The 14125-nt window shown below is 62.9% G+C and carries 11 protein-coding genes and 1 pseudogene; 6 read left to right on the top strand and 6 right to left on the bottom strand.

Annotated features, from left to right (window positions below; genetic code table 11):
* A pseudogene (locus tag ACE3PP_RS10080) lies at positions 1-281 on the bottom strand (hypothetical protein); the annotation flags it as partial.
* 73 nt (positions 282-354) lie between these two features.
* Between ACE3PP_RS10080 and tsaD the strand changes: the two are divergent.
* The 6 genes from tsaD (at position 355) to acs (ending at position 8006) form a co-directional block, all read left to right on the top strand.
* The gene (tsaD, locus tag ACE3PP_RS10075) at positions 355-1416 is read left to right on the top strand and encodes a tRNA (adenosine(37)-N6)-threonylcarbamoyltransferase complex transferase subunit TsaD (protein WP_374381379.1); all 1062 of its coding nucleotides are present in this window, start codon (positions 355-357) and stop codon (positions 1414-1416) included.
* Between the two features lie 24 nt (positions 1417-1440).
* On the top strand, positions 1441-1731 hold the full coding sequence (locus tag ACE3PP_RS10070; protein ID WP_374381376.1) for a YciI family protein: 291 nt from the start codon (positions 1441-1443) through the stop codon (positions 1729-1731).
* Positions 1728-2141: an EVE domain-containing protein gene (locus ACE3PP_RS10065; protein WP_374381374.1), complete on the top strand. Its 414-nt coding sequence runs from the start codon at positions 1728-1730 to the stop codon at positions 2139-2141. Before ACE3PP_RS10070 ends, ACE3PP_RS10065 begins: the two co-directional genes overlap by 4 nt.
* Before the next feature lie 98 nt (positions 2142-2239).
* Positions 2240-3622, top strand: a complete 1383-nt coding sequence (gene creD, locus ACE3PP_RS10060) for a cell envelope integrity protein CreD (RefSeq protein ID WP_374381371.1) — start codon at positions 2240-2242, stop codon at positions 3620-3622.
* Positions 3623-3759: 137 nt separating this feature from the next.
* Entirely contained in the window at positions 3760-5835 is a 2076-nt protein-coding gene (locus ACE3PP_RS10055) for a methyl-accepting chemotaxis protein (RefSeq protein ID WP_374381368.1), read from the top strand.
* A 233-nt stretch (positions 5836-6068) separates the two neighbouring features.
* Entirely contained in the window at positions 6069-8006 is a 1938-nt protein-coding gene (acs, locus tag ACE3PP_RS10050; protein WP_374381365.1) for an acetate--CoA ligase, read from the top strand.
* A gap of 52 nt (positions 8007-8058) precedes the next feature.
* Here the strand turns inward: acs and ACE3PP_RS10045 are convergent, their stop codons facing one another.
* From ACE3PP_RS10045 to gpmI, 5 genes are read right to left on the bottom strand one after another with little or no spacing between them, the layout of a single operon-like run.
* On the bottom strand, positions 8059-8547 hold the full coding sequence (locus tag ACE3PP_RS10045; RefSeq protein WP_374381362.1) for an RNA pyrophosphohydrolase: 489 nt from the start codon (positions 8545-8547) through the stop codon (positions 8059-8061).
* Between the two features lie 11 nt (positions 8548-8558).
* On the bottom strand, positions 8559-9668 hold the full coding sequence (locus ACE3PP_RS10040) for a divergent polysaccharide deacetylase family protein (RefSeq protein ID WP_374381359.1): 1110 nt from the start codon (positions 9666-9668) through the stop codon (positions 8559-8561).
* A gap of 29 nt (positions 9669-9697) precedes the next feature.
* Complete coding sequence (locus ACE3PP_RS10035; protein WP_374381357.1) at positions 9698-11125, bottom strand: S41 family peptidase; 1428 nt, start codon at positions 11123-11125, stop codon at positions 9698-9700.
* 15 nt (positions 11126-11140) lie between these two features.
* Positions 11141-12472 (bottom strand): murein hydrolase activator EnvC, encoded by a 1332-nt coding sequence (locus ACE3PP_RS10030; protein ID WP_374381354.1) that lies wholly within the window; start codon positions 12470-12472, stop codon positions 11141-11143.
* A gap of 2 nt (positions 12473-12474) precedes the next feature.
* On the bottom strand, positions 12475-14040 hold the full coding sequence (gene gpmI / locus ACE3PP_RS10025; RefSeq protein WP_374381351.1) for a 2,3-bisphosphoglycerate-independent phosphoglycerate mutase: 1566 nt from the start codon (positions 14038-14040) through the stop codon (positions 12475-12477).
* Positions 14041-14125 lie beyond the last annotated feature (85 nt).

The raw sequence follows: 14125 nt of genomic DNA, 5'->3' as shown, positions 1-14125 counted from the left end.
TCGATCTCCTTGGTGAACAGCCCCTTGCCGCCGATCTCCGACAGCGCCCGGTCCTGGATCCGGTCACCCGTCGTCTTGATGATGACGATCTCTACGGCTCCCGGAGCGGCCAGCGCCGGATGGGCGGCGGCTAGGCCCGCCTTCACCATTTCGGCCTGGGCAAGCGCCAGGGGCGATCCGCGGGTGCCGATCCTGACCGAGGCGGCTGATCCCGGGGCGGCCGATTCCGGGGCGGATTTTTCGCCGCCCGATTGGTTGATCCCTGGTTCCGAACCGGCCATAACTACCTCGCTTTTGCTGGCGCCCTTTCCTAGCTTCCGGGGCGCCTGAATGCAAAGCCGGAATAGGCGGAAAATGGTCGTTTTGGGTATCGAATCATCCTGCGATGAAACGGCGGCGGCGCTCGTGGCCGACGATCGGCGCATCCTGGCCGATACGATTTTCGCACAAATTGCCGAACACACGCCCTTCGGCGGCGTGGTGCCGGAAATTGCGGCGCGGGCTCATCTCGACCATCTCGATGAAACCATTGCCGCCGCCATGCGCCAGGCGGACATGAAATTCGCCGATGTCGATGCGGTCGCCGTGACCGGTGGGCCGGGGCTCATCGGCGGTGTCATCGTCGGCGTCATGATGGCCAAGGCCATTGCGCTTGCGCACAAGAAACCATTCATTGCCGTCAACCATCTGGAAGGTCACGCCCTGACGGCCCGGCTGACGGACGATGTGGCCTTCCCCTATCTGCTGCTGCTCGTCTCCGGCGGACATTGCCAATTGCTGGTGGTCGAGGATGTGGGCCGGTATCAGCGCCTCGGCGCCACCATCGACGACGCTGCCGGCGAGGCATTCGACAAGGCGGCGAAGTTGATGGGCCTGGGTTTCCCCGGTGGACCAGCCGTTGCCGCCGCCGCCGCCCAGGCGACGAACCCGGTCCGCGATCTGCCGCGCCCGATGAAAGGGCGGGACGATTGCAATTTCTCCTTCAGCGGCCTCAAGACCGCCCTGCGGCAGCGGGTCGAGGCGATGCGGGCCGCGGATGCGTTTGACGATGCGACCCGCGCCAATCTCGCTGCCGGATTCCAGGCCGCCGTCGTCGATTGCTTGATCGACCGCACACGGCATGCGCTGGAGATTGCCCGCGCGGCTCATCCGCGTTTGAGTGCGCTTGTCGTTGCCGGCGGCGTCGCCGCCAACCAGCATCTGCGCGGCGCGCTGCAGCAGCTGGCGACGCGGTACGATCTGCCGATCGTGGCACCGCCGCCGCGCCTGTGTACCGACAATGCAGCAATGATCGCCTGGGCCGGCATCGAGCGCCTGCGGCGCGGCGAAACTAGCGGTTTCGACTATGCACCACGGCCGCGCTGGCCGTTGGATTCCACGGCGCCGGCCCTTGCCGGGGCCGGTGTCAAAGCTTGAACCACGAGAACAAGGAAACGCGACATGGCCTTTATGATCTACTGCCTCGACAAGCCCAACAATGTGGAAACCCGCCTCGCCAACCGACCGGCACATGTCGAGCATCTTACCAAGCATGAGAGCGACCTCATCTCCGCCGGACCGCTGCTCACCGACGATGGGCAGACGATGATCGGCAGCCTCCTGGTGGTTGATTTCGCCGAACGGTCCGAGGTCGACGCCTTCCTGGCCGCCGATCCTTATACCAAGGCGGGGCTGTTCCAATCGGTGACGGTAAAGCCCTATCGCAACGTCTTCCCGCGGACAGCGAAATGAATCATTGGCTGGTGAAGTCAGAGCCCTTCAAATATTCCTGGGACCAACTGGTCAAGGACGGCAAGACCTTCTGGAATGGTGTCCGCAATTACCAGGCCGCGGGCAACATGAAGGCGATGAAGAAGGGCGATCAGATCTTCTTCTATCATTCCAATGAAGGTCTGGCGGTCGTCGGCATCTGCGAAGTGGCCAAGGAATATTACCCCGACCACACGGATGAGACCGGCAAGTTCGGCATGGTGGACGTGAAGCCGGTGCGGCCATTGAAGTCGCCCGTGACGCTGGCCGACATCAAGGCGACGCCCGAGCTCGCGGATATCTCGCTCATCCGGCAATCGCGCCTGTCGGTCATGCCGATCACGCCGGCGCATTGGAAGCTGATCTGCAAGATGGGCGGCATCAAGCCCTGATATCCTGAAACGGCCCCGATTCTGCCACCTTGCAGTCGCGGGCCGGCCGCGATCCGGATCGACAAAACCCCTGTTGGACACTGCAACAGGGGTTTTTCATGACCGATACGACAGACATGCCTGCAACCGGACCTTGGCGTCAGCGCTGGCGCGGCTCCGGCTTCGAGGCGGCAAAACGCATCCTTTTTCTCAGCTTTCTCATCCTGGCAATGATGATCCCCCTCGGGATGGTCGAGGGCGTCGTCCAGGAACGCAGCGCCCGCAAGATGGAAGTGGGGGCCGAGGTCGGCGAGCAATGGGGACCCGTCCAGGCCGTGAGCGGCCCGGTCCTGGTCATTCCTTATGATGAACTGGAAATGCGTCCCAATAGCGATGGGACCCAGGCACTGACACGTACCAGGCATTTCGCCACCTTCCTTCCCGCCGAGACGAAGATCGACGCGGCAACCAAGGTCGAAAAGCGGCACAAGAGCATCTACGAAGTCCTGGTCTATGGTGCCGCCATCAAAATGTCGGGACGCTTCGATGCCCCCGATTTCGCCCGCTGGAACATCCCCGAGGCACAGGTGCATTGGGACGAGGCCAGCCTCGCCTTGCTGCTGCCCGGTGCGCGCGCGCTGCTATCCATCGACCTTACGGTGGATGGGAAGGGGCTGGCGGTCGATGCCGGCCTGCTGCCGCAGCATCCGCGTGGCCAGGGCCTGCGTGCCGACCTCAAGCTCGTCGCTGCCAAGCCAATCGATTTCACCATCGACCTCACCCTCAACGGCCGTGATCAGTTGAGCCTGTGGCCGCTGGGCGGACAAAGCGAAATCGCGATTGCCAGCGATTGGCCACACCCCAACTTCATCGGCTCGCCCTTGCCCAAGGAACGCGAGATCCGCAAGGACGGATTCAGCGGCCATTGGTCGATCAATCATCTGGCAACCGGTATTCCGCTCGCTTGGCGGGACGGGGAGTTCAGCCTCGATACCGGCGTGCTCAACGTGGTCGGCGTGGCGCTGACGGAACCGGGCGACGTGCATCAACAGACCGACCGCATCGTCAAATACGGCATGCTGGTCGTGGCCCTGACCTTCGGCACCATCTTCGTCATGGGGCTGCTGAAGCGCGACCGCGTACACCTCGTCCAGTATCTGCTGATCGGCGCGGCGATCGCACTCTTCTATCTATTGTTGTTGTCGCTTGCCGAGCAGATGCCCTTTGGGTTTGCCTATCTCATCGCCAGCCTGGTCGATATAGCGATTGTGGCAATCTATGCCGGCGCCACCATCCGCCGCGCAGTGGGGCTGCTCACCGGCATCGTGCTCGCTGCCTTGCATGGCTATATGTACGTGCTGCTGCAGATGGAAAGCTACGCACTGCTCTCAGGCACGATCGGGCTCTTGGTGATCCTCATCCTCACCATGGTCGCGACGCGCAAGGTCGATTGGTACGCCATTGGCGACGAACCAGGGCTGGTACCCGTCAAAACGGACTGACCGAGGTCAGCCATCGGTCAATGGGGGGCGCCGACCAAAATCGGCGCCCTTTCTCTTTTTGCCGCGGAGTTAACGAAATCGAGAGAAATCGCCCATAGAAATAATCATACGAATTCCTAAAATGCCGGGGATATTGAATGTTTCGTGCATCGATTTCGCGCCTGCTGATCACGCTGCAGATCGTCATCTTGGGTGGTCTGTTGCTGGCCATGGCCATATTCGCTGTCAATGCGTGGCAGGACTATTCGGCTGCGAGTTATGCCCTGCAAGCGGTGAATACCGACAAGGCCGTCTTCCAGGCCATCATCGACGAGCGCGGCCAGATCAGCCCCATTCAAACCGGCATCCAGACCAAAGATGACGTAAAGCCGATCATCGACAAGAATTTCTCCAAGGCGGAGGAGAGCCTGCAGGCCGCGCTCGCCTCTGTGCAGGGGCTGAAACTCGAAGGTAAGGATAAATTCCTGGCCGATGTGGATAGCGCCGTGAAAGCCATGAAAGCGCTTGAGCCGACCCTTCTTGAACAGGCAGCCTTGCCCAAGGATCAGCGCGACCTGAAGAAGACGATGGATTGGCGTGAAGCCGTCTACGGTTCGGTCGACGCCTTGGTTGCGATGTCGACAGCAATGGGCAACCTCGTGCGGACGCAGGATCCCTTCCTTGCCGAGATGGTTCAGGTGCGCCGCTTGGGCTGGTTCCTGCGTGACAAATACGGCCCGCAATGCACGCTGCTTCGCCCCTTCGTTGCCAAAAGCGAAGCCTTGCCAGCAGAAAAGCTCGAGGCATGGCATGCCGGCATTGGCATGTACAAAGGTGGCTGGATTGTCCTGGATGAGTTGCTGGCGCGCCCCGAAACGCTGCCCAAGATTCGCGAAGTGGTCGAAAATGCCCGCGGCTTGATTGACAGTGCCCAGAAGCAAATGAACGAGCTCGTCGCCAAGTTTGACGGCAGCGGCAATCCGGCGATGGAGGCGCAGGCATTCAGCGACCTTTGCAATGGTCCGTTCAGCGCCACGCTTGAGATCAGCCACGAGGCCTTCCGGCAGGCTATCGCGTTCGTCGAGGCCAAGCGCACCCTGGCGCTCACTTATTTGATCATTGCCGTTGTTGGCTTGGGTGTTGCGCTTGTGCTGGCCTTTATCGGCATCTGGTCGGTTCTCAACCGTTTCTCGCGGCCGATCCAAACCTTGATGATTGCCGTGGGTCGTCTGACCGACCGCAATTTCTCCGAACCGGTTCCGGCTCCGCGTCAACCTGACGAACTTGGCAAGCTGTCGAACGCCTTGGAGAGCTTGCGCCTCAGCGCCCAGGAGGCTGAGCGCCTCGAAGGTGAGGCCAAAGCCCGTTCCGCAGCGGAACTGGAAAAGGCGCGCGAATTGCAGGAACTCTGCCGTCAGTTCGAGGCGCAGGTGACACAATCCTTGGTGACCATCGGTCAATCGACCGACACCTTGCGGGAGACGGCCGACACGATGCGCGCGACCGCTTCCGATTCCAGCACGCAGGCCCAGGCGGTCGCCAACGCCGCCAATCAGGCGGCTGGAAATGTGCAGACCGTCGCTGCGGCGACGGAGGAACTATCGGCCTCGATCGCGGAAATTTCCCAGCGCGTATCGACCAGTGCCGATGGATCGAAAGCTGCCGTCAGCAAGGCCGAGGAAACCAACCGTACCTTCGATGCGCTGGCTAAGTCGGCGCAGAGAATCGGCGATGTTCTGGGGCTGATCAGCGAGATTGCCGCGCAGACCAATCTGCTGGCACTCAACGCCACGATCGAAGCGGCCCGTGCCGGCGATGCCGGCAAGGGTTTTGCCGTCGTGGCGTCGGAAGTGAAAAACCTCGCCGGTCAGACATCAAAAGCGACACAGGAAATCTCGGAGCTGGTGAACGAGATTCAATCGACCACCAATCAGGCGGTGACAGCCATTCGCGATATCACGGTATCGATCAACGCCATCAGCGAAGGTGCGACCGCAATCGCCGCCGCCGTCGAGGAACAGGGGGCGGCGACCGGCGAGATCGCCAGTTCGGTCCAGCAAGCCGCGCAGGGGACGCAAGAGGTGACGCATACGATTGCCGTTGTGGCGGAATCGAGCCAGCGGACAGGTTCGGCGGCGAACGATGTCACCCAGTCGCTGGAAGGCATGCTGCGTGAGCAGACCAATCTGCGGCAGGCGGTCGAGAAATTCCTGGCCACCGTGCAGGCGCGCTAGCAACCGCGTCGCAATCGCGATTTGGGGTTTGCGCAGGTCCGACCCTCCTTTTGTAGGGATTTCATTTCAAGCCCAACCGGGGTGCTATCCACCCGGTTGGGCTTTACTGCATTGCGGCAATGTCTTGTAACGGCTGTGCGAACCGACAATAATCGTCATTGATAACAGGTGCACCGCGAAGCCGGGCACTTGATAAATAAGTCAAATTTACGGGTTTGGGAGGCCCGACGCGCATGAGCGAATTTCAGGTTTTCGACGTTCCCCCCGCGGCTGCGTCGCGCGCCCTGGTCAATGCGGCGCAATACGAGGCCATGTACAAGAAGTCGGTCGAGGACAATGCCGGTTTCTGGGGCGAGCAGGGGCGTCGCATCGACTGGATCAAACCCTATACTCAGGTGAAGGATGTCGACTATACGGGCGACGTCCGCATTCGCTGGTATTACGACGGCACGCTCAACGTGGCGGCGAACTGCATCGACCGGCACCTGCCCAAGCGGGCCAACCAGACCGCGATCATCTGGGAAGGCGACGACCCTTCTGAATCGAAGCACATCACCTATGCCGAGCTTGCCGAGCAGGTCGGTCGCATGGCCAACGTGCTGAAGGCGAAGGGCGTCAAAAAAGGCGACCGCGTCACCATCTACATGCCGATGATCCCCGAGGCCGCCTATGCGATGCTGGCCTGCGCGCGGATCGGTGCCATCCATTCCATCGTCTTCGGCGGCTTCTCGCCGGACAGTCTGGCCGGCCGTATCGTCGATTGCGATTCCAAGGTCATCATCACCGCCGATGAAGGTTTGCGCGGCGGGCGCAAGGTGCCGCTCAAGGCCAATGTCGACGCGGCGCTGAAGCAATGCCCGGATGTGACGACCTGCATCGTGGTAAAGCGGACCGGCGGCGGAATCGAAATGAAGGCCGGCCGCGACTGCTGGTATCACGACGAGGCGGCGAAAGTGTCGCCCGACTGCAAGCCGGAGGAGATGAACGCCGAGGATCCGCTGTTCATCCTCTACACCTCCGGCTCGACCGGCAAGCCCAAGGGCGTGCTGCACACGACCGGCGGCTATCTGGTCTACGCCTCCTTCACCCATCAATATGTCTTCGACTACCACGAAGGCGATATCTACTGGTGCACGGCGGATGTGGGTTGGGTGACAGGCCATTCCTACATCGTCTACGGGCCGCTCGCCAACGGCGCCACCACGCTGATGTTCGAGGGCATCCCGAACTATCCCGATGCCTCGCGCTTCTGGGAAGTGTGCGACAAGCACAAGGTCAACATTTTCTACACCGCACCCACCGCCATCCGCGCCCTGATGCGCGAGGGCGAAGCGCCGGTGCAGAAGTGCAAGCTCAACTCATTGCGCCTCCTGGGTTCGGTCGGCGAGCCGATCAACCCAGAAGCCTGGCTCTGGTATCACCGCGTCGTCGGCAAGCATCATTGCCCGATCGTCGATACCTGGTGGCAGACCGAAACGGGCGGCATTCTGATCTCGCCCTTGCCCGGCGCCACTAGGCTGAAGCCCGGCTCAGCCACGCGGCCGCTGCCCGGCATCATCCCGGAGATCGTCGATGCCAACGGCAACGTTCTGGAAGGGGCTTGCGAGGGCAATCTCTGCATCGCCGATTCGTGGCCGGGGCAGATGCGCACCGTCTATGGCGATCACAAGCGCTTCGCCGAGACCTATTTCAGCGCCTATAAGGGCAAATACTTCACCGGCGACGGTTGCCGCCGCGATGAGGACGGCTATTACTGGATCACCGGCCGCGTCGACGACGTGATCAACGTCTCCGGCCATCGCATGGGCACGGCCGAGGTCGAAAGCGCGCTGGTGGCGCACCCGAAAGTCGCCGAGGCCGCCGTGGTTGGCTATCCGCACGACATCAAGGGCCAGGGCATCTACGCCTATGTCACCCTGAAGTCCGGCGTCACGCCGACCGAGGAACTGCGCAAGGAACTGGTGATGTGGGTGCGCAAGGAGATCGGCCCGATCGCGGCGCCGGACCTCATCCAATGGGCGCCGGGCCTGCCGAAGACCCGGTCGGGCAAGATCATGCGCCGCATCTTGCGCAAGATCGCCGAGAACGAGTATGGCGCTCTTGGCGACACCTCGACGCTGGCCGACCCCAACGTGGTAACGGATCTGGTCGACAATCGCATGAACCGCTGAAAAGCCGGTCTTTGATGAGCGGGATGCCCGGCCTTGTGCCGGGCATTTTCGTTCAGCCGACCAGATGCGCGAAAGCCTTCACCACCTGCTCATAGAGCGGGCGTTTGAAGGCGACGATGAGGTCCGGGGTCCGGCGCAGCTCGGCCCAGCGCCAGTCGCTGAATTCCGGATGCTCGCCATTGATGTTGATCTCGCTGTCATTGCCGGTGAAGCGGAAGGCGAACCATTTCTGCTTCTGCCCGCGATAGCGCCCCTTCCAGATATGCGGCACGATCTCCCGCGGCAGGTCGTAGCGCAGCCAGTCGGCGGTTTCCTCCAGCAGCACGGCGGATTTGACGCCGGTTTCCTCATAGAGCTCACGCCAGGCGGCGGCGAGCGGTTCCTCGCCCTTGTCGATCCCGCCCTGCGGCATCTGCCAGGCCGGTTCCGGGCTGTCGAGGCGCTGGGCCACGAAAACCTCGTCTCGGCCGTTGAGCAACACGATGCCAACGCCCTTGCGGTAAGGAAGCTGGTCGATCTCGGCGTCCGTCATGCTGCTCATGGGGCAGGGCCTTATTTCTGCTGCAGGAAAGCGCTCGCCGGGACGAGCGCCATGCCGCGATCCTTGGCGGCACCGGCAAGCGTCGTCAAGGCCGCAAGCGAGGCGGGATAGGATGGAATGACGGCGAGTGCCCGTCCTTGCGCGCGCGCATTGCCGAGCAGCGCCTCGATCTCGGCAGCGAGCGTCTGCCGGGAGGCGTCCTGCGGAAAGGCACGATCGATGCGTGTCAGCAGCGGCGCGTCGCTGATCCCGGCGGCCAAGGCGGGGAGACTTGGCTCCGGCACTGTCGCCACGAAACCGAGGCCCCGCTGGCCGATCTCGGAGAGGATCGGACGCAACGCATCGGCATCGCCGAGGAACCGGTCGCCGAACTGCGTCGCCACCCCGGCCACCCCGTCGGACTCCTTCAACAGTTCGGCCAGGCGGCGGAGATTTTCCTCCTTGTTGAGCGCGGTCAGGAGACCCAGCGGGCCCGGATCGTCCTGCGGATAGTTGCGTGGCTCCAGCGGCAAATCGAGCAGCACCTCGTGGCCATAGGCATGGGCGGCATCGATCCAGGCCGGGAGCTCCGCGGCATAGGGGCTGAAACTCAGGCTGATTTCCGGCGGCAGGTCGGCGATGGCTGCTGCCGTGATGCCGCGGTTGAGGCCGAGCCCCACCACCAGCACGCCGACCCGGGGCTTCTCACCCAGGAACAAAGCAGGCCGTGCGAAACGTTTCACCGGCGGCTGGTCGAACTCGCCGACCGGCAGCCGTAGAGAGCGTGGCGGCGGCCGCTTCGCGATAAGTTGCGCGGGGCTCATCGGCGTCAGCACCAGGGGCTTGACCGGTGCCGACGGTGCGTCGCTCGGTGCCGCGACCATGCTCTGCAGATCGCCGCCATTCTCGGGCGTGCTGCTGTCGAGGGGTGCTGGCGTGGTCCCCAGATGGATCATTTGCCCGCCTTGGGCGAGCATTGATCCCAATTGTCCGGTCGCCTGCAAATAGATGGCACTGCCGGCGCCGATCAGCACCAGCAGCACGAAAAAGATGAAGCCCGGCCCGCCGATCCAGGACCCGCGCCGGTCAGCGACCGGTGCGAAGGGATCGTCGGGGCCGGGCTCATCTCGTGTCGCGCGCATGTCGCGCGTCAACCCGTCCGGGGTGCGGCCTAGTTGGCCGTCGCCGATTTCCCTTGGATGAGGGCGAGGCCGCGCAACAGGTCGAGCCCGCGCGCCAGCTGGAAATCTTCGTCGGGCCGCGCAATCTGCTCACGCTCCGAACCGACGAAGGGGGTGGTGTCTTCCTTCTTCGCACCGTCCTTCTTGGTATCGGTCGCGTCCGCCTGCGGGGCCGGCGTCTCTTCCTTCTTGCCTTCCTGAGGCTCGCCCCCGTTGGATTCCCCATTGCCGGGGTTGGCAAGGGCACCTTTGAGGTCAGCTTCATGCGGCCGGTTCTCGGCGCCGAGCTTCTCGATCTTGGCCTGTTCGACCTTGATATCGGGGTCGATGCCGGTTGCCTGGATCGACCGGCCCGACGGCGTGTAATAGCGCGCGGTGGTGAGGCGCATCGCGCCGTGGCCCGGAATGGCCATGATCGACTGCACCGAACCCTTGCCGAACGACTTCGTACCGATGAGGACAGCCCGGGCATGGTCCTGCAGTGCGCCCGCGACGATTTCCGAGGCCGAGGCCGAGCCGCCGTTGATGAGGACGATCATCGGCTTGTCGCCGATGATGTCGCCGCTTTCGGCATTCCAGCGCTGCGCGTCGTTGGGGTCGCGGCCGCGCGTCGAGACGATTTCGCCCTTTTCCAGGAAATCGTCGGAAACCGCGATGGCCTGATCGAGCAAGCCGCCCGGATTGTTGCGCAGGTCCAGCACCAGGCCGGCCAACTCGCCCTTGGTCGCTTTCTTCAACTGGTCGACCGCGTCGCGCAGGCCGCTGTCGGTCTTTTCGCTGAACGAGGTGATGCGGACATAGCCGATATTGCCGTCCTCAAGCTCCCAGCGCACGGACTTCAGCTGAATGACGGCGCGCTTCAGCGAAACGTCGAACGGGTCCTGGTCGCCACGCAGCACGGTGAGGGTAACGCTGCTGCCAACCTCGCCGCGCATCTTCTCGACCGCTTCATTGAGCGAGAGGCCCTGCACCGGCTGGCCGTCGATCTGGGCGATGAGGTCGCCGGGCTGCATGCCGGCCTTGGCGGCGGGCGTGTCGTCCATCGGCGTCACCACTTTGATGAGCCCGTCCTGCATGGTCACTTCGATGCCGAGGCCGCCGAACTCGCCCTTCGTCTGCACCTGCATGTCCTGGTATTCTTTGGCATTCATATAGCTCGAATGCGGATCGAGCGAGGTCAGCATGCCGTTGATGGCGGCTTCGACCAACTGGTCGTCCTTCACCGGTTCCACATAGGCGGCGCGCACGCGCTCGAACACTTCGCCGAACAGATTGAGCTGTTCATAGGTGTTGACCGGCGGGCTGTCCGTCGTGGTGGCGGTCGATTCCGCCTGCACGAGATGCGGCGCGAAGGCCAGGGTGCCGATGAGCATGCCGGCCGCGAGTGCGGTGGCGACGAGGAGCGATTGGCGGAACATGTGCTTGGATGACCTTCAGTTGCTGTTTTTATCGAAAATCGGCGCCGGATCGAATGGCTGGCCGTTATGGCGCAGTTCTACATAAAGCCGAGGCCGCCCATCTCCCATACCGCCCGCGGCTCCATCGGTGCCCGATTCGGCCGCTTGCGTCGTTTCCAATTTTCCGGCTGCGCCCATGCGACCGATCGGTTCGCCGGCTTTCAGCCACTGGCCGACCTCGACCACCACCCGGTCCAGGCCCGCCAAAATCGTATGATACCCACCCGCATGCTCGATGATCAATATTTGGCCATAGCCGCGGAAAGGGCCTTCGAACACAATCTGGCCATCAAATGTGGCCACAATTTGGGCGCCGGGCCGGGTTTCGACCTCGATTCCCTTCATGCTGCCGGCCGTATCGGTCGGCGCACCGAATTTGGTTACCAGCTTGCCGCTGACCGGGGCTGTCAGCCTGCTGATTTTCTTGGGGAAAGGTGCCAAATCGGCCGGTTTCTTGAAGCTTCGCTTCTTTTCGGCTGCTGCCGGGTCCAGGGCCGCAACCTGGGTCTCGGACCCACCCCCGGACTGGGCAGACTCGGCATCGGCCCCCGCCGTTTCATCGCCCTCAGTCGGGTTTTCCGCCTCGGTCTGTTCCAGGCGCGAGATCAGATCCTGCAGATTCTTTGCCTGGTCGGCCAGGCGCTGCAGCCGCTGTTTGGCGGCCTCGGTCTCCGCCAGGGTCGACTGGCGCAAGCCTGACTTCTTGGCGACAAGATCGGAAAGCCGCTTATTGTCCCCGGCCAATTTGGCCAGCGCCGCCGTGAGGTCGTCGCGCCGCCGCGCCATCTCCTGGCGCAGTTCCTTGATCTCGTTGAGCTCGCTTTGCAGGGCGCGGGCGCGGGCGTCGAGGACCGGTGTCGTGAGGCTGAGGAGCCTCGCCGACCGCGCCATGTCGATGGGCTTCTCGGGCGCAAAGAACAGCGCTTGGCGTGGCATGGTGGATAAGCGCTGCAAGGCGACGAGGGTTGCAGCCAGATCGCCGCGCCCCCTGGTCAGCGCTTGTTCCTTGTCGTGCTCGGATTCCGCAAGCGTTGCCAGCGTATTCTCGATCTCCGTCACCTCACGCTCACGCCGCTGCACATCGGCGGCGGCGGAGATGAGGGCCGTCTGCAGGTCGGAGACTTCCCGGTCGAGAGCCGCCGCCGTCTTCTCCAGCTCGGCGGCTTTCTTCTGGCCGGATTCCAGTTCCTTTTGGACATTCTCCAATTCGCCCGGTTGCGGGGTTTCCGCTTCCTGCGCACGGACGGCATGCGCCGTCCCCGCCGCGATGAGCAGCGCGGCGCCAAGCCGGAGAATGCTACGGCTCACGTTCAATGCGCGGCCGCACCGGCTTGCGGCACAGCGTCCGCCACCAGCGAATGGCCGGTCATTTCCTTGGGCTGCGTAATACCCAGGAGGGCGAGAATGGTCGGCGCCACATCGGCCAGTCGCCCGTCATTGAGCTTGTGTGCCCATTCCGGTGCGTTGACCAGGATGAACGGCACGCGGTTGAGGGTATGCGCGGTGTGCGGCTCGCCGGTCACCGGGTCCTTCATCATCTCGCAATTGCCGTGGTCGGCGGTGATGAGGAGCGCGCCGCCTTGTGCGACCGTGGCATCGCGCACGCGGCCCAGGCATTCATCGACGACTTCGACGGCCTTGATCGCCGCCTGCAAATTGCCGCTGTGCCCGACCATGTCGCCATTGGCGTAGTTGACGACGATGAGGTCGAACGCATCTGATTTGATCGCCTCGACCAGCTTGTCGGTCAGTTCATAGGCCGACATTTCCGGCTGCAAATCATAGGTCGCGACCTTGGGGCTCGGCACCAGGATGCGTTCTTCGCCGGGAAAGAGTGCTTCCTCGCCGCCATTGAAGAAGAAGGTCACGTGCGCATATTTCTCGGTCTCCGCCATGCGCAGTTGCTTCATGCCATGATCGGCGATGATCTCGCCCAATGTCCGCGTCAGTTCGACGGGCGGGAACAGGCACGGCATCAGCTTGGCGAGCTCGGCCGAATATTCGACCATGCCCAGGATCGCGGCAAAGCTCGTCACTTTCCGTCTCGGAAAATCCTTGAAAGCCGGATCGATGAGCGTGGTCAGCAATTGCCGCGCGCGGTCGGCGCGGAAATTGGCCATCAGCAGCCCGTCGCCGTTTCGGAAGCCCGGGAAATTGCCGATGAGGGTCGGCTTGATGAACTCGTCCGTTTCGCCGCGCGCATAGCCTTCGTCGATGGCGGCCTGCGCTGTGGCAACGCGCGGTGCCTCGCCGTGAAAGGCATCATAGGCCAGCGTCACGCGGTCCCAGCGTTTGTCGCGATCCATCGCGTAATAGCGTCCGCCCAGCGTGCCGATGCGCACATTCGGAAGATGCGCGATCTTCGCCTCGAAATCGGCGACGAAGCCCTTGGCGCTTTGCGGCGGCGTATCGCGCCCATCAAGGAAGCCGTGCACGACGACGCCGATGCCGGCGGCCGACAGAATCTTGCACAATGCCACCATATGGTCCTGGTGCGAATGCACCCCACCCGGCGACAGCAAGCCCATCAACTGCACGTCGCCTTTACTGGCGCGCATCTTGGCGACGAATTTTTCCAGTTCCGGAATCTTGGCGATTGATCCGTCGGCGATGGCGCGGTCGATGCGCGGCAAATCCTGCATCACCACGCGCCCAGCGCCGAGGTTCATATGGCCGACCTCGGAATTCCCCATTTGCCCTTCAGGGAGGCCGACATAGAGCTCCGAGGCGTCGACCAGGCTCCAGGGGTAGGTGCTGGTCATCTGGTCCCAGTTCGGCGTGTCGGCGAGGACCACGGCATTGTCTTCATGCGCGTGCCGATGCCCCCAACCATCCAGAATGCACAGGATCACGGGCTTCGGGCGTTTGTCGGTCATCGGGCAGGGGCTCGTCACTGAAAGCGTTGCATCACCAAGAGATGTAACCCGAACCGGCCTGTTTCGCCAGTGCGTTGACGGTGGC

Origin of the sequence: Dongia sp., from assembly GCF_041910485.1 — a bacterium.
GTDB lineage: Bacteria > Pseudomonadota > Alphaproteobacteria > Dongiales > Dongiaceae > Dongia.
The sequence above is the reverse complement of the archived record's forward strand: the minus strand, read 5'-3'. Positions and strand labels throughout refer to the sequence as shown.

What these genes read in the sequence shown, in the direction of transcription:
- tsaD (WP_374381379.1), top strand. Translation starts at nt 355, where the DNA reads ATGGTCGTTTTGGGTATCGAATCATCCTGCGATGAAACGGCGGCGGCG.
- ACE3PP_RS10040 (WP_374381359.1), bottom strand. Translation starts at nt 9,668, where the DNA reads ATGCGCGCGACACGAGATGAGCCCGGCCCCGACGATCCCTTCGCACCG.
- ACE3PP_RS10035 (WP_374381357.1), bottom strand. Translation starts at nt 11,125, where the DNA reads ATGTTCCGCCAATCGCTCCTCGTCGCCACCGCACTCGCGGCCGGCATG.
- ACE3PP_RS10065 (WP_374381374.1), top strand. Translation starts at nt 1,728, where the DNA reads ATGAATCATTGGCTGGTGAAGTCAGAGCCCTTCAAATATTCCTGGGAC.
- acs (WP_374381365.1), top strand. Translation starts at nt 6,069, where the DNA reads ATGAGCGAATTTCAGGTTTTCGACGTTCCCCCCGCGGCTGCGTCGCGC.
- ACE3PP_RS10045 (WP_374381362.1), bottom strand. Translation starts at nt 8,547, where the DNA reads ATGAGCAGCATGACGGACGCCGAGATCGACCAGCTTCCTTACCGCAAG.
- ACE3PP_RS10055 (WP_374381368.1), top strand. Translation starts at nt 3,760, where the DNA reads ATGTTTCGTGCATCGATTTCGCGCCTGCTGATCACGCTGCAGATCGTC.
- ACE3PP_RS10070 (WP_374381376.1), top strand. Translation starts at nt 1,441, where the DNA reads ATGGCCTTTATGATCTACTGCCTCGACAAGCCCAACAATGTGGAAACC.
- creD (WP_374381371.1), top strand. Translation starts at nt 2,240, where the DNA reads ATGACCGATACGACAGACATGCCTGCAACCGGACCTTGGCGTCAGCGC.
- gpmI (WP_374381351.1), bottom strand. Translation starts at nt 14,040, where the DNA reads ATGACCGACAAACGCCCGAAGCCCGTGATCCTGTGCATTCTGGATGGT.